The following is a 20,080-nucleotide window of genomic DNA, read 5'->3' on the forward strand; positions in this document are numbered from 1 at the left end:
TGGCGCGCTCCATCACATGTGCGGGGGTGGGGCCAGGGTGAAGTCCTGTGGCCCGGCGGGCCGTTGGGTGCGCCAGCCCCGGGCGAGCGCGGCTTCCGCGAAGCGCGGGCAGCCGAAGTAGCCGAAGGCTGCCGGGGCGTTGGGGATCAGCCCGGAGACGAGCACCCGGGCGACGCGCAGAGTGGTCTCGGCGACGTCCTCCGTCGTGAGGTCCGCGGTGATGACGCGGTGGCCCCCGGCGGCGAGGGCCGCGTCCAGCGCGGTGCGGCTGCCCGGTGCGATCGCGGTGACCGGGACGACGCCCAGGGCGGGTTCGGTGAAGCGGCGGGCGAGCGGGGCCATCCGGTCGTCCAGCCAGACCTGGACATGGGCGCCGAGGTCGCGGACGGCGGCGAACTCGGGCCCGCAGTCGTCGAGATAGCGCCGGTCGGCCCGGTGGTCGAGGTAGAGTCCGCGGGCGAGCATCCCGGCCTCGATCGCCCGGTACACCCACCCGTCGGCATCGACCGTGCCTTGGGTGAACACCCAGGTGTGCACGGCCTCCAGGACGGCCTTGCGGGCCGCTTCCGCCGGGTCGTAACGGCAGGCGAACCCCGCCGCGTACATACCGCGTCCGGGGTCGCGCACGAGGGCCGCGACACAGGGGGCGAACTCGGAGGGCATCTCCACGATGTGCACGTCAAGCCCGCAGCCGGCCAGGTCCTCGGTGAGCCCGGGGACGCTCGCCGGGTCGATGCCGCGGGTGGGTCCGTCCAGGTGCCACCACAGCTCCAGCGCGTCGCGCTCGACGACTTCGAGGAGCCCGCGCTCGACGGCGTCGTCGAGGCCCTGCCCGGTGGCGATGCCCGCGTAGTTGAGGTGGTGGGTGCGCGGCAGTGAACGCAGCTCTCCCTGCCGCCAGTTGAGGTGGGTCAGGGCAACGGGGGCCCAGCAGGGTTCCCCGTTCTCGACGGCCCGGGTCCACAGCGCCGGTGTTTCGGGGGTGAGTTCGGCGTACGGGAAGCCCGGGCGGCCGTACTGCCACGGTGCGTAGGCCGGCAGCGCGCCGGGGCCGTAGAGGCGGGCGCCCTCGGCGGTCAGCTCGGCCGCGGTGGCCCGCCGGGGCTCCTGGGGGTGGCCGGACGGCGGGAGGCGGTTGCCGCAGTAGCGCTCCACGGCCTCGGCCACCGCGGCGATCCAGGCGCCCCCGGGGTCGCCGAACGTGGTGCCGAGCGAGACCCGGTCGGCGGGCCAGGCGCCGAGGCGGCGGGCGTCGGCGACGTCGGCGGTCATCGCGGTGTAGCGGGGCGGTGCACCGGCGGGGTGTTCGACGGGGGCGACGGCGCGGACGATCCCGCTGACGGGGTCGACGAGGGCTTCGAGGGGCAGGGCGCTGGTCAACGGCATATCTCCGGTACGGGCTCGACGTAGCGGCGTCGGGCGACGACGGGCAGGTGGAGGGCGCTGCCCCGGGGGTTCACGGCGCGGCGGGACGGGGCGAGCCGGGTGGCCGTGACCGGGTCGTCGCCGGTGTGCGGGTTGCGGGCGTGGGCGGGGAAGTGGTGTCCGGCGATCTCGGCCCGCAGCCTGGTCCCGGCGGGCAGCCTGCGCCCGAGGGTGCCGAGCGGCACGGTGATGTCGGCGGCTTCGCCGGGAGGTCCGGTGCGCCGGACGATGCCGAAGGCGACCGGGTCGGCCCGGCCGGACGGGTCGAGCGCGGTCAGGCGTACGGCCCAGTCGGCCGACGGCGTGTCGGCGGTGGCGTTGATCCTGGCGACGGCGGCCCCCGCCAGATCGAGAGGGCGGGGCAGAGGCGGCGAGAGGAGCAGACAGCGGTCGGCGTGGCCGTCCCCGACCGGTACGGCGAGGTCGTCGGAGCGCACGGGACGCTCCGGGTCCGCGCTGAACTCGGCTCCGTGGAGCAGCCGTAGACCGGTGGGGGAACCGAAGGGCCAGCGATGCTCGGCCTCGGGAGGGGAATCCGCCCGGTGGGTGCTGTGCCAACGGCCGCTGTCGCCGAGGGCGATGGCCCCGTGGCGGGTCGGCTCCAGGTGCCCGGCGAGCGCGGCGCGGGCCCACCGTACGTACAGGGCACCGAGGTTGACACGTGCGCGGGCGGGTGCGGACCGGTCGGCGGTGAGGCGGTGTCCCCAGGGGCCGAGCAGCAGACGAGCCGGTCCGCCCCAGTCGCGCCAGAGGGCCACGGTGTCGTCGGCGAAGGGGTCGCGGGTGCCGCCGACCGCGAGCAGCGGCAGGCGGGCGGCGGAGCCGAGCGCGATGAGGCGGCCGCGTTGCCGGTCGGCCCAGAGCCGCGGCCAGGACGGCAGTTCACGCCCGAGACCCGTGGCCAGCCGCTCCGCCAGGCGGGCGACCGGAAGGTGTTCGAGCAGCCGGGGGTCGTCGGCCAGCGCGCGCTCCAGGGCGTCCGGGTCGGAGTCGCTCCGGTCGCCGTGGGCCGCCCACCAGCCGGCCCGGGCCCACAACCGCTCCGGCCCCCCGGGCTCGCGCGCGGTCTCGGTGAGCCCGAGCGCGGGAACGGCGGCGATGACGGCGTCGGGGACTCCGTCGCGGTGTTCGGGACCGGGAGCAGCGCCGGGGGCGTCGAGTGCGCTGACGAGGGCGCAGTACGCGGCGTAGGAGGCGCCGACGGCGACGACCTCTCCGTTGCTCCACGCCTGTGCGCGCACCCAGGCGACCGTGGCCCCGCCGTCCTCCTTCTCGTGGTCCCGGTACGGGTGCCACTCCCCCGGTGAGCCGTGGCGGCCGCGTACGTCCTGGGCGAGGGCGGCGAATCCGTGCGCCGCCCAGCCGCGCAGCTCGGCGCGGTGGGCGTCGCGCCCGTACGGGGTGCGGATCAGGACGGCGGGGCGGGGGCGGTCCCCGTCCGGGAGGCATACCTCGGTGGCGAGCGGGGCGCCGTCCGGCGCGAGGACGGACACGGTACGGGTGCTCACGGGCGGGCCCTGGCGGTGTCGGACCGTGAACGCGTCCCCGCCGGTGCCGACGCGGGCAGCGGCGCGACGTCCGGAACGGGGAGCACGGGGTGTTCGGTGAAGGTGAGATCGCGCAGATCGATCCGGCGCAGCCGACGGCGGGCCGGGAGACCGGCCGACTGCCGACCCACTCCGCCCACTCCTTCGCCTTCGGCTTCGGCTTCGGCTTCGGCTTCGGCTTCGGCTTCGGCTTCGGCTTCGGCTTCGGCTTCGGCTTCGGCTTCGGCCCAGGCGATCAGGTCGGCGGTGAGCAGCGCCGCGATCAGCGCGGCGGACGCTGCGGTGGGGTGCGGCCCGGTGTCGGGGGTGCGGTGTCCGGCCCAGTACGCGGCGAGTTCGCGATGGGCGGGGGTGGCCGCGAGTCTGCGGAGTCGGACATGCCGGGAGGTGACGTCTCCGGCGGCCGCGGCAAGCGGCTCGGTCCAGACGTGGGAGCCCTCACGGTGGCAGCGCAGCCAGGCGATACGTCGATCCGGCAACCGGTCCGCCGCGTCCCAGAGCCCTTCGGCCACGGGCGAGTCCAGGCACCACACCACGGCGAGACGGCCTTCGGTGCGGTGGTCCGGGGTGGCCCGGACGAGCTCCGCCACCTTGTCCGGGGTGATCGGCTGGACCTCGGCCCCTTCCGCCCCGGCACAGCGCGCCACAGGCCCGGCGAGCAGGGGGTCGCCGAGGACATGGACGGTGCGGCCGGCGAGCGGAGCCCGGGGCGGGGCTGACACAGCGTGCCCACCGGTCTCGAACGCCTCGACGAGCCGGGCGAGTTCGGCGGACTGTGGGTGTTCGTCCGGTGCCTCTTCGCCCACGAGCCGGCGCGCCAGGGCTTCCCCGGTGACGCCGCCGGTGTCGATGCGCAGGAACTCCCCTCCGGAGGTCCGGAGCACGGGGGCGGCGCCGGGAACGGTGACGATCCCGGCACCGGGAGCGAGTCGACTGCGGGTCACGGAATCCTCCGGGTCGGAAGGGAAGGAAGGCGGGGAAGGCGGGGAAGGCGGGGACGGCATGCTCGGGCCGAACGGGGGCGGGCCCGCCCGGGTTGTCACCGGGCGGGCCCGCCCCCGCGCCACGCGGGAGACCTGCCCTCAGCGGCAGGAGTCGCTTACTTCTCGGCCGCGGTGTCGGCCTCGACGGCGTCGTCGAAGGGGTTCTCGACGAGGGCGTTCGAGTGGGTGGCGGAGAGGTGAGCGAGCTGACCCTGGTCGGCGATCGGGGTGAACACCTTGTTCTGCTCCATGAGTTGAAGCCTCCATTCACATCGGTTGGGTGTGGTTCGCGGCGTTGGCGCGTGCCGCAGCACAGACATTAATGAATACGATTTTCATTACGCAATAGCTGGAGCGGGTCGAGAGGGTGATCTGGGTAACAGACGGGCCAGCCGCCCACGTCGTCGGCCCCCACCCGGCCGTCCACGCCGAGGACTTCGGCCAGCAGATGCCGGGTGACCACCTCGGCCGGGGGCCCGTCGGCGGCGATGCGGCCTTCCCGGAGCGCGACGATCCGATCGGCGAACCGGGCGGCGTGGTTGAGGTCGTGCAGCACCATCACCACCGTCAGCCGACGCTCCGCGCGCAGCCGTACGACCGCCTGGAGCACCTCCAGCTGGTGCCGCAGATCGAGATAGGTGGTCGGCTCGTCGAGGAACAGCACGGGCGCGTCCTGAGCCAGCGCCATGGCCAGGCGGACACGCTGGCGTTCGCCGCCGGACAGCGCGTCCACGGGCCGGTCGGCCCAGGCGGTGACACCGACGTCCGCGAGCGCCCGGGACGTCACCTCGTCGTCGCCCTCCCGCAGCATCCCGAGCGGCCCCCGGGCGGCATAGCGCCCCTGGCGTACGAGTTGACGCACGGTCAGTCCCGGGACGGAGGGCGCCGACTGGTGGAGCAGTGCCACGCGCCGGGCGGCCGTGCGGCGGGGCAGCCGCGCCACGTCGTCGCCGTCGAGCAGGACGCGCCCGGCGCTCGGGGTGAGCAGTCCGGCGGCGAGCTTGAGGAAGGTGCTCTTGCCGCAGCCGTTCAACCCGATGAGGGCGACCAGTTCACCGGCCCGGATGCTCAGGTCCACCCCGCGGAGCACCGGGCGTCCGGGGTAGCCGAAGGCCAGCCCCTCCGCCCGGACGACGTCCGGGACTTTCGGCACACCGCTGTTCATCGCGCTCTCCGTCGCACTCGTCTCCACTGTTCTCCTCCTCATCTCTCGTCCGCCCGTCGCCGTGCCACGACCAGCAGCAGCCCCGCTCCCACACAGGTGGTCAGGGCGCCGACCGGGAGGGTCAGCCGGTCCGCGTCGAGCACGGTGGCCAGCAGCCGGGACAGCAGTTGGGCCGCGGCGTCCGCCCCGCACACCACCGCCGCTCCGAGCAGTGCGGCGCCCGGAAGCGTGACGCGCAGATCGGCGCCGAAGACGGCCAGGGCCAGATGGGGAACCAGCAGCCCGACGAATCCGAGGGCGCCCACCGTCGACACGGCGCCGGCCGTCAGCGCCACCGCGCAGACGAGCGCCGCGCCCCTCCCCCGGCCGGTGGACAGGCCCGCGGCGGCGGCCTGTTCGTCGCCGCAGCGCAGCAGGGTCAGCGGCCCGGCGAGCAGCCAGGCCGCCGCGCCCCAGCAGGCGGCCCACGGCCAGAGCAGATTCCAGTGCTGCCAGACCCGGCCCTCGGTGGAGCCGATCAACCACTGGACGACGCTGCCGAGTTCACCGGGGGCCACCAGGAGGACGACCGCGGTGAGTCCGGCGAGCACCGCCGAGACGAGGACCCCGTAGACGGCGGTCTGCTCCGGGTCGCCCCGGTCCCGCCCGGCCAGCGCCCACAGCAGTCCCGCTCCGGCGAAGCCGCCGATGCACGCCGCGACGACCACGGCCGTGGGGGACTCCCAGCCCGCGAGGCCGAGGCCGGTCGCGGTCACCGCACCGAGTACCGCACCGGGTGTCACGCCGGTGACCTCGGGTCCGGCCAGCGGGTTGCGCAGGGCCGACTGGAGCACGAGTCCGGCCACTCCGAGGCAGGCCCCGGCGACCAGGGCCACCAGCACGCGGGGCAACCGGAGTCGGAGCACGATGTGCTCGGCGGTGGGGTCGTCGCCGGCCCCGAGCAGCACGGCCCGTACGCCTTCGGGGGTGACGCCCCGGCCGGCGAAGAGTCCGGCGCAGGCGACGACGGCGACGAGCAGCACCAGGCCGCCCATCCGGACGCCCGGCGCGCGCAGGGTCCGGCGGGCGCGGCGGGCCGGTCCGGGCGCGGTGTCGACGAAGGTCATCGTTCCGCCTTCCGCAGTACGGGAGCGGGGACGTCCGGCGACATCACCGGTGCGGGCAGGGACACGGGTCCCCGGTCCCGGGCGGGGCGTCTCCCCCGTTTCAGCAGGAGGACCCCGACCGGTACGCCGACCAGGGCGGTCCAGGCGCCGACGGGCGTCTCGACCGGGGCGAGCGCGAGCCGGGCCGGCTGGTCGGCGCAGAGCACGACGATCGCGCCGCACACGGCGGACCGGACGAGCCACCCGGCCGCGCCACCGTCCGGGCGGAGGCGGCGGGCGAGGTGCGGGGCGAGGAACCCGACCCAGGCCACCGGTCCGCAGACCGCGACGACGGGGGCGATGAGGACGACGGCGATGCCCAGGGCGGCCACCCGCGCCCTCTCCACCCGTACGCCCAGCGCGCGGGCGTCGTCGTCGCCGAGCCGCAGCACCCCGAGGACCGGCACGCACAGCACCAGCGCCGGGACGGCCACGGCGAGCCAGGGCAGCAGACCGGTGACGTCGTCCCAGGTGCGGGCGGACAGACTGCCCAGCAGATAGCGGTAGATGAGCTGGAGGTCGAGCTGGTCGGCCATGACCATGAGCACCAGCAGGGCGGCCTGGAGCGCGGCGGCGACGGCGGCCCCGGTCAGCAGGACCGCCGAGGGGCTCCGCCCGAACCCGGCGGCGACCAGGGTGAGCAGGCCGCCGAGCGCCGCCCCGGCCAGCGCGAGGAACGGCTGGAGCCCGAGGGGCACGGTCAGGGCCAGGACCAGCGGTGCGGCGACACCCAGGGCCGCCCCCGAGGAGACCCCCAGCATCTCGGGCACGGCCAGCGGGTTGCGCAGGGCCTCCTGGAGGACGAGGCCCGCGGCGCCCAGGCAGGCCCCCGCGATCAGGGCCAGCACCATGCGGGGCAGGCGCAGTTCGGTGACGACGAGCCCCGCGAGCCCGTCCGACCCCAGCGTGGCCGGGAGCCGGGCGGGCGGGACGTACGGCGTGCCGAGACTGAGCGCGCAGACCACGCTCGCCACGGCCGCCGCGCCCAGGCAGAGCAGCGCCACGGGCGGACGCCTCACCGCAGTGCGGCCGTCGCCTCGTCGAGGACGAGGCCCAGGGAGCGGGTGCCGCGCCCCTTGGCCCACACCTCGGAGTCGACCTCGATGACCTTGCCGTTCTTGACGGCCGGTATCCGGGACCAGAGCGGGTTCTTCGCCAGCTTGTCGGAGAGCTTCCCGTCGGGCGCGCCGAAGGACAGGGTCTCCACGAACAGGACGTCGACGTCCCGGGCGAGGATCTCCTCAAGGCTATAACTGCCGTCGATGCCCCGGCTCTTCCAGGGGTAGTGGGAGATCTTCGGGAACAGTCCGGCCGCCACGTCGGTCTCCGGGGTGGCGACGCCGAAGTTCTCGTCGCTGCCGTAGATGATCAGCGCGGTCCTGTCGCTCTTCTGCTTCTCCGCCTCCGCCAGGCGGGTGCGGAAGGTCTTCTCGGCCTTCTCTCCCTGCGCGGTGCGGCCGGTGAGCGCGGCGAGGTCCCGCAGATAGCCGACGCTGTCCTGCCAGGATCCGGGCTGGACGGGCCAGAAGGCCGTGGCGCCCTTCAGTGCGGGGGCGAGCTTGCCGTGCGTGTCCTCCAGGCCGATGACCAGGTCGGGCTTGTGGGACAGGATCGCCTCGACCTCGGGGCTGAGGAAGCCGCCGGGCACGACCGGAATCTTCGCCGCCTTCTCCTTGCCGAGGAACTTCGGGTGCGCGAGCACCTGGGAGTTGGTGGCGGTGGGCGTCATGCCCAGCTCGACGAGGATGTCGTCGCAGAGGGCGACCAGGCAGACGATCTTCTCCGGCGGCTTCGGCAGGGAGACCGTGACCCCCTTGGCGTCGGTAATCCGGGTGGCGGCCTCGATGGGCCGCACCTCCGTACTCGTACGGGCTCCGGCACCCGCCGCCGCGGCCGGTTCCCCGGGGTCGGGGTCGGCGTTCTCCGTACCGCAGCCGGCCAGCAGGCCTCCCAGTACGGCGATCGCGGCCCAGCGGCGGACTCTCAGCGCGGTTCGTGGCATCGACGGGTCCCTCAACGTTCCTGTGCGGTCCCGGGGATGCGGCAGAGCTGGCGGCGGAGCCCCGGGAGCGATCCCCACCACAAGCCGAAACCTTACACATGATTATCATTCCCAATAAAGTGAGCGGGGTTTCGGCCGGGATCCACCGGCCTCCGGAACACCCCAGCTCCCCCGCCGCCCTCACCGGCCCTGCCTGTCCCAGGAGTTCGCCATGCCCCACGCCTCGCCCCCCGCTCCCCACGCGCCGCCGCGCCTGCTGGTCTCCGACCATGTCGCGGGGCGGGTCAGCCTGCTCGACCTCCCGGACGGCACGGAGCGGGCGGAGGTGAACCACCGGCACCTCGCCGAGCACGCGGGCTTCCTCGCCCTGCCGGACGGCCTCATCGCCTGCGTGGACGACCGGGCGGGCGAGTTGCTGGTCCTCGACCCCTACGGCCCGGGCTCCGGGCGGCCGCTGGTCCGGCGTCGGATACCGGTCGCGGTTCCCGCCGAGCATCTGGCGGCGGCCCCGGGCGGACGGCGCATCGCGGTGACCACCGGCCACGGCCGCAACGAGGAGGCGTGGACCGGACTGCTGACAGCCGTCGACCTCGACGCCCCGGACGGCGCCGTCGCCGTACGCGTCCGGGAACGGACCGGCGAGCCGGGGGTCACGGTCCTCGGCGGAGCGTCCCCGCTCGTGGTGGTGCGCCACCGGGAGCCGGGCGAACTACTGGTCCACCGGCACCGGGAGCTGATGCGGTCGGCCCCCTCCTGCCCGCCGGCGGTTCCGGTGCGGCGGATCGCCCTGCCGGACGACGACGGGCACGGCGACGCTCACGACCCGCTCACCGGGCGGCTGTTCGCCGCTGCGGGCTCGGGCGTGCACCGCGTTCGGCAGGAGGGGGACGACCTGACGCCCGAGCCCCTCTTGCCCTGGTCCGCCGACGGGCGCTCCGGCGGGCGCGGCTACTACCTGCGGCTGGATCCCGTACGGCGGATGCTCTGGTCGTGCGTGCGCGGCGGGCCGGGCGACCCCGGACAGTGGCCGGACTGGTCCAACGACGCCTGGTGGCACCACCTGGACAGCGGCGCGACGGGGCGGCTCGGCCTGGGGCCCGGGCTGGTCTTCCGGCTCGCGGTGACCGCCCGGCACATCGCGTTCACCCGGGTCCACCCGGACGGCGACGAGCTGATCCTGCTCACCGCTCCCCCGGCCGCCGGTTCCCGCCCGGAGGTCGGCGCCCGGCTGCCCCTGCCCGCCATGTCCGGTGCGCCCCGGCGCGGCGGGACCCCCTGGGACGGCGTGCAGCGGCGGGCGGTCGCCGCCTCTCCCGGCGGGAACCTGGTCGCGGTCAGCCGGGGAGGCCATGGAGAGGTTCATGTCTTCGACGCGGACAAGGCGGCACTGGTCTCGACCCTGGCCGTTCCGACACCCCTGGACGACGGGGGCCATCTCGCCCTCGTGACGCCCGGGGACGGAGCGCACGCCGACCCGGTCGGCCGCTGAGACCGGCGGGCCGACTGGCGGCCCGGCGGAACCTGCCGCGCCCCGCCGGGACCGGCATGACGGGCGGTGGCCCGGCGAACCTCGCCGCGCCACCGCCCGCCGCGTCCTGCCGGATCAGCCCGGCGTCACCAGGAGGACTTGGTCACTCCGGGCAGGAATCCCGCGTGGGCCTGCTCCCGCATCCGGACCCGGGAGAGGCCGAACTTGCGCACATATCCCCTCGGCCTGCCGTCGACGCTGTCCCGGTTGCGGACCCGGGTGGCACTGGCGTCGCGCGGCTGGCGGCGCAGTTCCTCCACGGCGGCGAGACGCTCGCGCTCCGGGGTGCCGGGCCGGCGGATGATCTCCTTCAGCTCGGCCCTGCGGGCCGCGTACCGCTCGACGGTCGCCCGGCGGCTGTCGTTCCGCGCGACCTTGCTCTTCTTCGCCATCAGACCTTCTCCCCCCGCGCGCGGATGCGCGCCACCGCGGCTTCGATGCCGATGCTGTCGACGGTCCTGATCGCCCGGACGCTCAGCGTGAGACGCACGTAGCGCCCCTCACCGGGGAGCCAGTACCGCTTGCGCTGGACATTCGGGTCGAACCGGCGGGACGTCCGGTGGTGCGAGTGCGAGATCTTGTTGCCGAATCCCGGCTTCGAGCCGGCCAGTTGGCAGTGGGCGGACATGAAAGTTACCTGCCTCTCCTTCGACGCATCCATTATTGAAAATGGAAACCATTGCCATATAGTAGCGCCCATGGCTCGCAACGAAGTACGCCCGGTCATCAAGCTCCGCTCCACCGCGGGGACCGGCTACACCTACGTCACCCGTAAGAACCGGCGGAACGACCCCGACCGGATGAGGCTGCGCAAGTACGACCCGGTGGCCCGCCGCCACGTCGACTTCCGCGAGGACCGCTGACGCCCGCCCGGCACCCCGCGCTCCGCAACCCCTGAAGCCCCACCCGAGGACACCGCCATGAAGCCCGGAATCCACCCCTCCTACGGCCCCGTCGTCTTCCGCGACAAGGCCGCCGACTTCGCGTTCCTGACCCGCTCGACCATGACCAGCGATCGCACCGTCACCTGGGAGGACGGCAACACCTACCCGGTGGTCGACGTGGAGATCTCCTCCGCGAGCCACCCCTTCTACACCGGCACCGCCCGCGTCCTGGACACCGCCGGACGCGTCGAGCGATTCGAGCGCCGCTACGGACGCGGTGATGCCCGGTGAGCGGGCGCCGCACGAAACTGCCGGTCGTCATCGTCTGCGGCCTGCACTCCGAGGCGCGCGGCGAGGTGGTGGCAGGGCTGCTGCGGGACGTGCCGCACAGCGTCGCGCTGCACCACGACCTGTCGACGGCCACCGGCGGAACGGTCCGGCGCTTCCTGCGGGACGCCGGCGGCGAGCTGGCCTCCGGCGAGGCGCCGCTGGTGAACGAGTGCACCTGCTGCGCCCTGCGTGAGGACCTCGTCCCGGAGCTCGAACGGCTCGCGGGGGACGGGGTGACCCGGCTCGCCGTCCTGGAGCTCTGGGACTCCGTCGAGCCGAAGTCGATGGCCGAGGTGATCGCCGCGCACACCGACGCCGCCGAGGTCACCAACGTGTTCACGGCGATCGACCCCACGCTCGTCCTGCCCTGCCTCTCCAACGGCGACGATCTGGCCGAGGCCGGTCTCGCGGCGGCGCCGGCCGACCGGCGGACCATCGGCGACACCTGGGCCCGGCAGGTGGAGTACGCCCCCGTCCTGGCCGTGGCACCGAATCCGGCGGCAGACGACGAGGACCGTGCACTGATCCGGCAGCTGAACCCGACCGCCCGTCAGGCAGCGGCAGGCTCGGGAGAGTTGGCCCGGCTGGCGTTCGCCGGATTCGACGTGGAGGCGGCCGCGGCCGGCCAGCACCCGGCCTGTGCGCTGCTCCCGCAGGAGGCGGAGGAGGCCGGGGTGGGCACGCTCGTCTGGCGGCGGCACCGGCCCTTCCACCCCGAGCGCCTGCTCGACGCGCTGGAGGACCTCAGTTGTGCCGCGGCCCGCAGCCGGGGCCGCTTCTGGCTCGCGGACCGGCCCGACACCCTGCTCTCCTGGGACGCGGCGGGCGGCGCGCTCTGTGTGGAGGACACCGGCCCCTGGCTCGCCTCGCTCCCGGACGCCGCCTGGTCCATGGTGCCGCCCTACCGGCAGGCGGCCGCCGCGCTGGACTGGCACCCCGAGCACGGCGACTGCTGCCAGCACCTGGTCTTCGTCTCCCCCGGCCTCGACCGCGAGGGGCTGACCGGGCTGCTGGACTCCTGCCTCCTCACGGACGAGGAGTACGGGTCGGGCCGGGAGGCGTGGAAGAGCCTGCCCGCCGCGTTCGACGCGCTCCTCGACCCGGTGCACTGAGGCGGGCCCGCCGACACCCCCGTACCCCGTAGTCCCGCGGTCCGTATCCGCCGACCGCATACCCAGCCCACCGACCGCAAGGACATCTCATGGCCCGTCAGAAGGACCCCCGCAAGCCGCTCAAGAACCGGCCGAACCCCCTGGATGCCGCCGGGATCACGTACATCGACTACAAGGACACCGATCTGCTGCGGCGCTTCATCTCCGACCGCGGCAAGATCCGCAGTCGCCGCGTCACCCGGATCAGCGCCCAGCAGCAGCGCCAGATGGCCGCGGCCATCAAGAACGCCCGCGAGATGGCCCTGCTGCCCTACTCCGGAGCCGCGGCGGGCAAGTAACGCGTGACGGCCCCCGCCCCCGGGAATCCGCCCTCGGCGGGGGCCGCGTCCGCGCCTCGGGATGCACCACGGCCGCCCCCCCGGGGACCATGGACGCATGGGCAGAGACATCCCGGCGAAGGGCGCCCCCGGTCCGAGGTCTTCGGATCCGGGAACAGCGGGCCGACGGGGCGGCCCGCCGAACCAGGGCCTCGCTCTCGCGGCCATGCTGTTCGCCGTGTCGATGACGTTCATCGACCAGACCATCGTCGCGATCGCCGCCCCGGACATCATCGACGAACTCGGGCTCACCTCCTCGCAGATGCAGTGGGTCGTCAACGCCTATCTGCTCACGCTCGCCGCCTTCTTCGCGCTCGGCGGGCGGTTGTCCGACATCTTCGGGCACCGCCGCGTGATGCTGATCGGCACACCCGTCTTCGTCATCGCCTCCGCACTGTGCGGTGCGGTGCCCTCCGGGGACATCGCGCAGGCCTGGCTGATCGGCTTCCGGGCCGTCCAGGGCATCGGCGCGGCCCTGATGTTCCCGGCCGCGCTCGCCGTCGTCATCGCCGTGTTCCCGGTGGAGCGGCGCGGGCGGGCGCTGGCGCTCTTCTTCGGTGTCTCCGGGGCGCTCACGGCGATCGGGCCGCTGCTCGGCGGCTGGCTCACGGCGTGGACCTGGCGGGCGATCTTCTGGGTCAACGTCCCCGTGGCCGTCATCGCGATCGTCCTCGCCCTGCTGGCCCGTATTCCGGACCGGGCCCGTCGCGAGCCGCTGGACCTGCCCGGGGCGGCGCTGGTCGCCGTCGGCATGGGGCTGACCGTGCTGGGACTGCAGCAGTCGTCCACCTGGGGCTGGGACTCCGTCGCCACCTGGGCCTGTATCGCGGTCGGGCTGGTGGTGCTGGCGGTCTTCTGCCGGTTCGAGCTGCGCACTCGCTTCCCGCTGATCAAACTGCGGGTCTTCCGCGATCTGGCGTTCAGCGTCGACAACGCCGTGCTGTTCTTCGCCATGATGGCGTTCGTCCCGGTGTTCTTCTTCGCCTCCGTGTACGCGCAGGTCTCGCTGAGCGCGTCACCGAACCAGGCCGCGCTGTATCTCCTGTACTTCTTCATCGGCTTCGGGCTGGCCTCCCAGTGGGGCGGCCGGATCCTCGACAAGCGCGGCGCCCGTCCCGCGATGAAGCTCGGCACGGCGCTCGGCGCGGTCGGGTTCGCCCTGTGGGCGGGGAAGCTGACGACGCTCTCCATGCACGACCAGTGGCTGTACGCGGCCATGGCGGGCGCGGGGATCGGGCTGCTGCTGGCGCCGGCCTCGACGGACGCGGTGAACCGGGCCATCGACGCCAGCTACGGCGAGGTCACCGGCATCACCCAGACGGTGCGGAACTTCGCGGCCAGTATCGGCCTGGCCGTCTACGGCACGATGCTGACCCACACGACGGTGACCAAGGTGGAGGAGACCCTGCGGGACAAGGGCGTGCCGAGCGGTGAGTCGCACGGCATCGCCGAGTCCATCGCGCAGTCGGTGACCGGGCAGGGGGACTCCCGGGGGCCGTCCGGTTCGGGACCGGTGGCCGAGGCCGTACGGGATTCGATGTCGGCGATCCGGATGGACTTCGCCGAGGCGAACCAGTGGGTGTTCTACGGCATGGCCATCGCCCTGGGGATCGCGTTCCTGATCTCGCTGCGCCATCCGGGTACCCGGGTGACGCAGGAGGAGCCTTCCGGGCAGTGAGCGGGTCACGGGGGTCGTGACCAACCGACCGGGGCGCGTCGCTGCCTGCCGCGGCGGAAACGGCTGGGGCGACCGCAGGCCCGGTCGTCGTGGACGGGGGCGTGTGCGGGGCACGCCGGACGGGGCTGAGGGCCGGACGCGGCGGACGGGACGGTGAGGTGCTCCGTCAGCCCGGCGTCGGCACGCCCCGGTGGATCAGAAGGCGAAGACGGCGTTGTCGTTCATGCTGCCCGCCATCTCGCAGGTGTTGCCGTACGTGGTGCTGAACCGGACCGGCTTGCCCTGCCAGACGCCGTGGGCGGTCACCACGACCGGGTCCCACTGGCGGGTGCAGGTGCGGTTCGACGGGCCGGCGGCGAGTTCGGCGAACTTGCCCTGTACCGCCGCCAGTTCCTTGCAGGCCGCGGCCGGGTCGGGGTGGGTCCCCTCGGCGGTGGGGGCACAGGCGAGAGTCACGGCCCGCTCGACGGTGGCGGTCATCGGGTCCTCGCCGCGGGCGACGGTGAGGACGAGTGCCGAGGGTGCGTAGAGGCTCTCCGCCTTCGCCGGTGCGGCCTGCGCGGTGGCGGTCGCGAAACCACCGAGCAGAAGGGTGCTCGCGGTGATGGTTGCGAAGATGGCGTGAGGGTTGCGTCGCATTGGTGAAAACTCCTTGCTCGGGTGCCTGATTGCGGTCAGGAGTCTTGCGCATGCGGAAAGTAGGCGCACATCGACGGCCAGCTTCCGGCCGCAGACGGGCGTTCGAACCGACCGAATGGTCATTCGGGCAGCTCAGGGACCTCGCGCGAATCGTCCAGCATATGGACGGATCCCAGCGGTTCAATCCGAAACGACCTTCTGACCTGCGAATACTCCAGAGCGCATCGATGCGCCAATCCGCCGCTTCGGCCGGAAACTACCGCCATCCGAGGCCGCGAACGCCCCCGGCACACCCGGCCACCCCTCCGGACGCGTCATCGGCGAGCCGTTCGAGATCACGCGGAGGACACGATTCCGAATCCCCCTTGACCAGGGCAATTTAGGTTAGGCTAACCTCACGCTCGTGATCGCTCCTGCCCTCGACCGAGAAGACCCGCCGCCGCCGCGCTCCGCGCCCGCCGCCGGTGCCACCGCAGCGCCCGCCGACGCGGGCCTCGACGCCCGCGACTTGACGGTCGCGTACGACCGCACCGATGTCGTGCACGGCGCCGACCTCCGGCTGCCGCGCGGTCGTGTCACCGCGCTCATCGGGCCGAACGGCAGTGGGAAGTCCACCCTGTTGCGGGCCGTGGCCCGGCTGCACAAGGCCCGGACCGGCAGTGTGACCGTGGCGGGACAGACCGGGGATGCCGCGCCCGTCGACGCTCTCGCCCTGTCGCGCTCCGACTTCGCCCGCCGCGTCACCCTGCTCGCGCAGAGCCGCCACGCACCGGCCGGACTCAGCGTGCGCGACGTGGTCGGTTTCGGCCGGCACCCCTACCGGGGCCGGATCCGGGGAGCGGACCCGGACGGCGCCCGGATGGTCGAGCACGCGCTGACCGTCACGAACCTCACCGAGTTCGCCGACCGCGGGGTGGAGAGCCTCTCCGGCGGGCAGTTGCAGCGCGTCTGGTTCGCCTGCTGCCTGGCCCAGGACACCGACGTACTCCTGCTCGACGAGCCCACCACCTATCTCGACCTGCGCTACCAGGTGGAGATCCTCGACCTGGTCCGCGATCTCGCCGACACCCACGGCGTCACCGTCGGGGTCGTGCTCCACGATCTGGACCAGGCCGCCGCCGTGGCCGACCAGGTCGTCCTCCTCTCGTCCGGGCGGATCGTCGCCGCGGGCACGCCCGCCGAGGTGTACGCCCCCGAGCGGCTCACCGACGCGTACGGCATCCGTATCGACGTCGAACTCGACTCCCCCACCGGCATCCCGCGCACCCGCGCGGTCGGCCGCCACCACCTTCGTACCGAAAGGCCCTGAACACCCTCATGAAGAACCAGCACCTGACGTGGCCCGTCCTCGCTGCCGCGGCCGCGCTCGCCCTGACGGCGTGCGGCACCACCGAGGCTCCGAAGAAGGAGTCCGCCGGGGACAAGGCCGTCACGGTCACCGACTCCCGCGGCAAGAAGATCACGCTCGACGGACCGGCCAAGCGGGTCGTCGGCACCGAGTGGAACGTCGTCGAGACCCTGGTGACCCTCGGCGTGCAGCCGGTCGGTGTCGCCGACGTCAAGGGCTACACCGCGTACGACACGGCCGCCCCGCTCACCAAGGGCGTCAAGGACATAGGCACCCGGGGCGAGCCCAGCGTCGCCACCGTGGCCGGTCTGAAGCCCGACCTCATCGTCGCCACCACCGACCTGTCCGACTCGGCCATCGCGCAGCTGTCGAAGGCCGCCCCGGTCGCCGTGGTCCGCTCGGCCGACGCGAGCCGGCAGATCGACCAGATGGTCGACACCGTCAACCTCATCGCCCAGGCCACCGGCACCGAGGACAAGGCCAAGTCCGAGATCGACTCCTTCCGCAAGGCGGTCGCGGACGGCAAGAAGAAGCTGGCGGACGCCGGTCTCGACGGCGAGAAGGTCGCCTTCGCCGACGGCTGGCAGGAGGGCAACCAGGTCTCGGTGCGCCCGTACGTCAAGGGCTCGCTGCTCTCCGACGTGAACACCGAGCTCGGTCTCGTCGACCCGTGGAAGCTGGAGGGCGACAAGGCCTACGGCCTGGCCGCGACCGACGTCGAGGGCCTCACGAAGATCGGCGACGCGCAGTTCGCGTACATCGCCAACGACGCCGACGGCGGCGACCCGTTCGCCGGCGGCCTCAAGGACAACGCGGTGTGGAAGTCCCTCCCGTTCGTGAAGAACGACGAGGTCCACCGGCTGCCCGACGGCATCTGGATGTTCGGCGGCACCGCGTCGATGCGCGAGTACATCGACGCCCTCGTCGGCGCGCTGACCGCCTGACGATGAGCACCCGCACCACAACCGCCCCGCCCGCCCCCGTGAAGACGGTGGCGGGCGCGGCCGGTCCTGCCGGGGCGGCGTCCCCGGCGGCGGCCGGCCCACCGGCCCGTCGCGGCCGGATGTTCCTCCTCGCGCTCGCAGGGTTCGTCGCGCTGGCAGCGCTCGCGCTCACGCACGTGAGCCAGGGCACCGCCGCCGTCGATCTGCACACGCTCTGGCAGCTCGCGACCGGCTCGTCGTCCGACCGGACCGCGCACGAGCAGACGGCCGCCGTGGTCCTGGACTCCCGGCTGCCCCGGCTCGCCGCGGGGCTCCTTGTCGGCTGTGCGCTCGGCGCGGCCGGCGCGGCCCTCCAGTCGGTGTCGCGGAACATGCTGGCGTCCCCCGACACGCTCGCCGTGAACGCGGGCGCGTATCTCGCGGTGGTCACCGTCGCCGCGTTCGGCATCTCCCTGCCCGCACTGCCCGCCGGGGCCACGGCGTTCCTCGGCGGACTCCTCGCGGCCGCCGTCGTGCTCGGCCTGTCCCGGGCGGGGGCCGGGCCCATCCGGCTGGTGCTGGCGGGATCCGCGCTCACCCTCGCACTCTCCGGGCTGAGCGGGATGCTGCTGCTCCTGCGCTCCCAGCAGACGACCGGGCTGTTCGCCTGGGGCAACGGCTCGCTCGCCCAGATCGGCATGCAGTCCATCGACCGGCTCACCCCCCTCGCGCTCGTGGCGTTCGCCGGGCTGATGCTCCTGGGCCGGCGCCTCGACATCCTCGCCCTCGGCGACGACGGCGCGGCGGTCGTCGGCGTGAGCCCCCGGCTGACGCGCTCCATCGCCGTGATCCTCGCGGTGCTGCTGGCGGCGGTGTCGGTGGCGGTCGCGGGGCCGGTCGGCTTCGTCGGCCTGTGCGCGCCCGCGGCGGTCCGGCTGCTCAGCACCTGGATCCCGGGGCTGGTCCGGCACCGGGCGTTCATCCCGGCGTCGGCGCTCGCGGGCGTGCTCGTGGTGCTCGGTGCGGATGTGCTGCTGCGCGCGGTGTTCGGCGCCCAGGCGGGGGCCGAGGTGCCCACCGGCATCGTCACGACCTGCTTCGGGGCGCTCGTCCTGATCGTCCTCGCCTACCGCTCCCGGGACATGGGCACGGACAGCGGCTCGACGGCGTTCGCCCGGCTCCGCAGCCGGCGCGCGTTCGTCGTCACCCTGGTGACGACGGCGGTCGGGCTGCTCGGCGCGGTGGTGGTGGCGACGCTCTTCGGCGACGCGACACTGCTGCTGGGCGATGTGGGCAACTGGCTCGCGGGCCGGTCGGGGCAGTTCGTCAGTTACGTCCTGGACACGCGGGTTCCCCGGGTCGCCGCGGCTCTGCTGGCCGGTGCGGCGCTGGCGGTCGCGGGGGCCGTCGTCCAGGCGGTGTCGCGCAACCCGCTCGCGGAGCCGGGTGTCCTCGGCGTCGTCAGCGGGGCCGGGGTGGGTGCGGTCACCGTCCTCACCCTCGTGCCGCTGGCGAGCTTCTGGCTGATCGGCGGCTCCGCGCTGGCCGGTGCGGCGGCGGCCGCCGCGCTGGTGTTCGGGCTCGCCGCACGCCGCGGTCTGGAGCAGAACCGGCTGGTGCTCATCGGTATGGGTGTGCACGCGGGCGCGGGCGCGTTCGTGAGTCTGCTGATCGTGCTCACCGACCCGTACAACGAGACGAAGGCGCTGGCCTGGCTGGGTGGTTCGACGTACGGGCGGACGTTCCCCGAACTGATCCCGGTGGTGGTGGCGCTGGTCGTCGCGCTGCCCGTCCTCGCGGTGATGCGCCGCGAACTGGACCTGATCGGGCTGGACAACGAGACGCCCGCCCTGCTGGGCGTGCGGCTCGGGCCCACCCGGCTGGGCCTGCTGAGCCTCGCCGTCGTCCTGACGGCGGGGGCCGTGGCGGCGGTCGGCGTGATCGGCTTCGTCGGCCTCGTCGCCCCGCACGCGGCACGTGCCCTGGTGGGCCGCCGGCACACGCGGGTCCTGCCGGTCAGCGCGCTGCTCGGCGCGCTGCTGGTGGTCGTGTCCGACACGGTCGGCCGGACGGTCATCGCCCCGGCGCAGATACCGGTCGGCCTGCTCACGGCAGTGATCGGCGCCCCGTACTTCATCTGGCTGCTCTGGCGGTCCAGGCGAGAGGGCTGAGGGCCGCGTGGGGAGCCCCAGGACGTCCGGACTTGCGGACGCGGGGCTCCTCGCGCGTCCCCCCTCCGATACGGTGACGTCGATGGAGACAGCGGCGTACCCCACCCCCGACGTCCTCGTGGCGCGCCTGGCGCGGACGGCGGGGATCGCGCTTCCACCTGAGCGTCCTTTGAGCGAGGAGTTCCTGCGGGACCTCGCCGGGCGGGTCGGCCTGGACGGCAACGACCTGCTGGTCATCGCCGGGCTCCCGCTGCCCCCGGAGGCGCTGGACCTGGAAGGCACCGCGGGTTCGTGGGTCTCGATGCTGGTGCAGCGCGCGCTGCCCCTCGCCCCCGCCGACCGGCAGCGCCTGCGTGTACGAGCCCGGGCGATGGCGGAGCGACCGCGTCCAGCGCGAACACCGGAGCGGCCCCCTCGGCCGCCCGGCCCACCGGGGTTCGGCTCGCTTCTGGTGCACCTGCTCGCTCTGCGCAACCTCAACGAGTCGGCCGTCGCCAAGACGATGTGCCTGATGTCCGGGGTCTGCAAGGCCGCTTCGACGATCCGTATGGTGCGCGACGGGGCCAAGGCGCTCGACGCAGAGCTGCTCGACGGCTTCGCCGCGGTGCTCGGCGTACCGGTCGCCGTCCTGGCCTCGTTGACCGGCGTGCGCCCTTCGGCGCGCGGCGACGGCCCCTCGCCGGAGGTGGCCGACATCGCGGCGCTGATCCGGGAGGTGCGGCACCTGACCAGGGATCAGGTGCGGGAGCTCGCCGAGGGGGCTGAGGCGCTCGATCGCGGCTGAGGAACCCGCCCCGGGAGCGCGCGTGCGCCGTACCGGTGG

Annotated in this window: 21 protein-coding genes; 10 read left to right on the forward strand and 11 right to left on the reverse strand. The window is 73.8% G+C overall.

Annotated elements, in window-relative coordinates:
- Positions 1 to 12: 12 nt before the first annotated feature.
- The 8 genes from IE140_RS26595 to IE140_RS26625 form a co-directional block, all read right to left on the reverse strand.
- Positions 13 to 1,380: a YcaO-like family protein gene (locus IE140_RS26595; protein WP_150197573.1), complete on the reverse strand. Its 1,368-nt coding sequence runs from the start codon at positions 1,378 to 1,380 to the stop codon at positions 13 to 15.
- A complete protein-coding gene (locus IE140_RS26600) occupies positions 1,377 to 2,933 on the reverse strand; it encodes a CocE/NonD family hydrolase (protein ID WP_150197568.1) in 1,557 nt (518 codons plus the stop codon). The genes IE140_RS26595 and IE140_RS26600 overlap by 4 nt, the downstream gene beginning before the upstream one ends.
- Positions 2,930 to 3,916, reverse strand: a complete 987-nt coding sequence (locus IE140_RS26605; RefSeq protein ID WP_167533572.1) for a hypothetical protein — start codon at positions 3,914 to 3,916, stop codon at positions 2,930 to 2,932. Before IE140_RS26605 ends, IE140_RS26600 begins: the two co-directional genes overlap by 4 nt.
- A 155-nt stretch (positions 3,917 to 4,071) precedes the next feature.
- Positions 4,072 to 4,206 carry a streptamidine family RiPP gene (gene amiA, locus IE140_RS36440; RefSeq protein ID WP_244330664.1) on the reverse strand — a complete coding sequence of 45 codons (135 nt, stop codon included), beginning with the start codon at positions 4,204 to 4,206 and terminating at the stop codon, positions 4,072 to 4,074.
- A 68-nt stretch (positions 4,207 to 4,274) separates the two neighbouring features.
- The gene (locus IE140_RS26610) at positions 4,275 to 5,120 is read right to left on the reverse strand and encodes an ABC transporter ATP-binding protein (RefSeq protein WP_150196930.1); all 846 of its coding nucleotides are present in this window, start codon (positions 5,118 to 5,120) and stop codon (positions 4,275 to 4,277) included.
- A 38-nt stretch (positions 5,121 to 5,158) separates the two neighbouring features.
- Positions 5,159 to 6,226, reverse strand: coding sequence for a FecCD family ABC transporter permease (locus IE140_RS26615; RefSeq protein WP_150196919.1), 1,068 nt, complete (start codon positions 6,224 to 6,226; stop codon positions 5,159 to 5,161).
- Positions 6,223 to 7,284, reverse strand: a complete 1,062-nt coding sequence (locus IE140_RS26620) for a FecCD family ABC transporter permease (protein ID WP_150196920.1) — start codon at positions 7,282 to 7,284, stop codon at positions 6,223 to 6,225. Before IE140_RS26620 ends, IE140_RS26615 begins: the two co-directional genes overlap by 4 nt.
- On the reverse strand, positions 7,281 to 8,267 hold the full coding sequence (locus tag IE140_RS26625) for an ABC transporter substrate-binding protein (RefSeq protein ID WP_093435946.1): 987 nt from the start codon (positions 8,265 to 8,267) through the stop codon (positions 7,281 to 7,283). Before IE140_RS26625 ends, IE140_RS26620 begins: the two co-directional genes overlap by 4 nt.
- 211 nt (positions 8,268 to 8,478) lie before the next feature.
- On the opposite strand from IE140_RS26625, the gene IE140_RS26630 reads away from it, so the two are divergent.
- Entirely contained in the window at positions 8,479 to 9,756 is a 1,278-nt protein-coding gene (locus tag IE140_RS26630; RefSeq protein WP_150196921.1) for a hypothetical protein, read from the forward strand.
- Between the two features lie 125 nt (positions 9,757 to 9,881).
- Here IE140_RS26630 and rpsN read toward each other — a convergent pair whose 3' ends face one another.
- A complete protein-coding gene (gene rpsN / locus IE140_RS26635; RefSeq protein ID WP_150196922.1) occupies positions 9,882 to 10,187 on the reverse strand; it encodes a 30S ribosomal protein S14 in 306 nt (101 codons plus the stop codon).
- Positions 10,187 to 10,423, reverse strand: coding sequence for a 50S ribosomal protein L28 (gene rpmB / locus IE140_RS26640; RefSeq protein WP_150196923.1), 237 nt, complete (start codon positions 10,421 to 10,423; stop codon positions 10,187 to 10,189). Before rpmB ends, rpsN begins: the two co-directional genes overlap by 1 nt.
- 70 nt (positions 10,424 to 10,493) lie before the next feature.
- On the opposite strand from rpmB, the gene rpmG reads away from it, so the two are divergent.
- The 5 genes from rpmG (at position 10,494) to IE140_RS26665 (ending at position 14,176) form a co-directional block, all read left to right on the forward strand.
- Entirely contained in the window at positions 10,494 to 10,658 is a 165-nt protein-coding gene (rpmG, locus tag IE140_RS26645; protein WP_150196924.1) for a 50S ribosomal protein L33, read from the forward strand.
- A gap of 57 nt (positions 10,659 to 10,715) precedes the next feature.
- Positions 10,716 to 10,970 (forward strand): type B 50S ribosomal protein L31, encoded by a 255-nt coding sequence (locus tag IE140_RS26650; protein ID WP_032765459.1) that lies wholly within the window; start codon positions 10,716 to 10,718, stop codon positions 10,968 to 10,970.
- Complete coding sequence (locus IE140_RS26655) at positions 10,967 to 12,121, forward strand: CobW family GTP-binding protein (RefSeq protein ID WP_150196925.1); 1,155 nt, start codon at positions 10,967 to 10,969, stop codon at positions 12,119 to 12,121. Before IE140_RS26650 ends, IE140_RS26655 begins: the two co-directional genes overlap by 4 nt.
- 89 nt (positions 12,122 to 12,210) lie before the next feature.
- Entirely contained in the window at positions 12,211 to 12,459 is a 249-nt protein-coding gene (gene rpsR / locus IE140_RS26660) for a 30S ribosomal protein S18 (protein WP_006129267.1), read from the forward strand.
- A gap of 97 nt (positions 12,460 to 12,556) precedes the next feature.
- Positions 12,557 to 14,176 (forward strand): MFS transporter, encoded by a 1,620-nt coding sequence (locus IE140_RS26665; protein WP_150196926.1) that lies wholly within the window; start codon positions 12,557 to 12,559, stop codon positions 14,174 to 14,176.
- Positions 14,177 to 14,371: 195 nt separating this feature from the next.
- Here IE140_RS26665 and IE140_RS26670 read toward each other — a convergent pair whose 3' ends face one another.
- On the reverse strand, positions 14,372 to 14,815 hold the full coding sequence (locus IE140_RS26670; RefSeq protein ID WP_109181122.1) for a subtilase-type protease inhibitor: 444 nt from the start codon (positions 14,813 to 14,815) through the stop codon (positions 14,372 to 14,374).
- A gap of 403 nt (positions 14,816 to 15,218) precedes the next feature.
- Between IE140_RS26670 and IE140_RS26675 the strand changes: the two genes are divergently transcribed.
- The 4 genes from IE140_RS26675 to IE140_RS26690 all read left to right on the forward strand — a co-directional run bounded on the left by IE140_RS26675 (position 15,219) and on the right by IE140_RS26690 (position 20,041).
- Positions 15,219 to 16,124: an ABC transporter ATP-binding protein gene (locus IE140_RS26675; protein WP_189460765.1), complete on the forward strand. Its 906-nt coding sequence runs from the start codon at positions 15,219 to 15,221 to the stop codon at positions 16,122 to 16,124.
- Between the two features lie 8 nt (positions 16,125 to 16,132).
- Positions 16,133 to 17,107, forward strand: a complete 975-nt coding sequence (locus IE140_RS26680) for an ABC transporter substrate-binding protein (protein WP_032765466.1) — start codon at positions 16,133 to 16,135, stop codon at positions 17,105 to 17,107.
- Positions 17,108 to 17,109: 2 nt separating this feature from the next.
- The gene (locus tag IE140_RS26685; protein ID WP_150196927.1) at positions 17,110 to 19,257 is read left to right on the forward strand and encodes an iron ABC transporter permease; all 2,148 of its coding nucleotides are present in this window, start codon (positions 17,110 to 17,112) and stop codon (positions 19,255 to 19,257) included.
- A gap of 82 nt (positions 19,258 to 19,339) precedes the next feature.
- Positions 19,340 to 20,041 carry a hypothetical protein gene (locus IE140_RS26690; protein ID WP_150196928.1) on the forward strand — a complete coding sequence of 234 codons (702 nt, stop codon included), beginning with the start codon at positions 19,340 to 19,342 and terminating at the stop codon, positions 20,039 to 20,041.
- Positions 20,042 to 20,080 lie beyond the last annotated feature (39 nt).

Origin of the sequence: Streptomyces parvus (genome assembly GCF_014648875.1) — a bacterium.
Taxonomy (GTDB): Bacteria; Actinomycetota; Actinomycetes; order Streptomycetales; family Streptomycetaceae; genus Streptomyces; species Streptomyces parvus.

Bases quoted from the DNA above. Each gene is read 5' to 3' on its own strand.
- amiA (WP_244330664.1), bottom strand. From the start codon at position 4,206: ATGGAGCAGAACAAGGTGTTCACCCCGATCGCCGACCAGGGTCAGCTC.
- IE140_RS26610 (WP_150196930.1), bottom strand. From the start codon at position 5,120: ATGAACAGCGGTGTGCCGAAAGTCCCGGACGTCGTCCGGGCGGAGGGG.
- IE140_RS26615 (WP_150196919.1), bottom strand. From the start codon at position 6,226: ATGACCTTCGTCGACACCGCGCCCGGACCGGCCCGCCGCGCCCGCCGG.
- IE140_RS26625 (WP_093435946.1), bottom strand. From the start codon at position 8,267: ATGCCACGAACCGCGCTGAGAGTCCGCCGCTGGGCCGCGATCGCCGTA.
- IE140_RS26630 (WP_150196921.1), top strand. From the start codon at position 8,479: ATGCCCCACGCCTCGCCCCCCGCTCCCCACGCGCCGCCGCGCCTGCTG.
- rpsN (WP_150196922.1), bottom strand. From the start codon at position 10,187: ATGGCGAAGAAGAGCAAGGTCGCGCGGAACGACAGCCGCCGGGCGACC.
- rpmB (WP_150196923.1), bottom strand. From the start codon at position 10,423: ATGTCCGCCCACTGCCAACTGGCCGGCTCGAAGCCGGGATTCGGCAAC.
- rpmG (WP_150196924.1), top strand. From the start codon at position 10,494: ATGGCTCGCAACGAAGTACGCCCGGTCATCAAGCTCCGCTCCACCGCG.
- IE140_RS26650 (WP_032765459.1), top strand. From the start codon at position 10,716: ATGAAGCCCGGAATCCACCCCTCCTACGGCCCCGTCGTCTTCCGCGAC.
- rpsR (WP_006129267.1), top strand. From the start codon at position 12,211: ATGGCCCGTCAGAAGGACCCCCGCAAGCCGCTCAAGAACCGGCCGAAC.
- IE140_RS26665 (WP_150196926.1), top strand. From the start codon at position 12,557: ATGGGCAGAGACATCCCGGCGAAGGGCGCCCCCGGTCCGAGGTCTTCG.
- IE140_RS26670 (WP_109181122.1), bottom strand. From the start codon at position 14,815: ATGCGACGCAACCCTCACGCCATCTTCGCAACCATCACCGCGAGCACC.
- IE140_RS26680 (WP_032765466.1), top strand. From the start codon at position 16,133: ATGAAGAACCAGCACCTGACGTGGCCCGTCCTCGCTGCCGCGGCCGCG.
- IE140_RS26685 (WP_150196927.1), top strand. From the start codon at position 17,110: ATGAGCACCCGCACCACAACCGCCCCGCCCGCCCCCGTGAAGACGGTG.
- IE140_RS26690 (WP_150196928.1), top strand. From the start codon at position 19,340: ATGGAGACAGCGGCGTACCCCACCCCCGACGTCCTCGTGGCGCGCCTG.